The sequence below is a fragment of the Pseudomonas sp. SIMBA_041 genome (genome assembly GCF_046535095.1).
Taxonomy (GTDB): Bacteria; Pseudomonadota; Gammaproteobacteria; order Pseudomonadales; family Pseudomonadaceae; genus Aquipseudomonas; species Aquipseudomonas mucoides.
This window is the reverse complement of the sequence record NZ_JAWRXJ010000408.1, coordinates 1-266: the sequence shown is the minus strand read 5'-3', so window position 1 is coordinate 266 and position 266 is coordinate 1. Positions and strand designations below refer to the sequence as shown.

General features: G+C 55.3%; 1 protein-coding gene. It reads left to right on the top strand.

From position 1 onward, the window contains the following. Positions 1 to 20: 20 nt before the first annotated feature. On the top strand, positions 21 to 266 hold a 246-nt coding region (locus SB725_RS31695; protein ID WP_410923399.1), incomplete at its 3' end, for a molybdopterin-dependent oxidoreductase.

Sequence of the window (266 nt, the reverse complement as noted above, 5' to 3'; positions counted from 1 at the left end):
ATGGCAACAGCCCGGATGATATCGCCAATACGAAACTGGTCGTTATGTTCGGAAATAACCCGGCAGAAACGCGGATGAGCGGCGGTGGTGTCACTTACTACGTCGAGCAAGCCCGCGAACGTTCAAACGCACGCATGATCGTCATCGATCCACGTTATAACGACACTGCTGCCGGGCGTGAAGATGAATGGCTGCCCATTCGCCCTGGCACCGATGGCGCACTGGCCTGTGCGATTGCCTGGGTACTGATTACTGAAAACATGGTC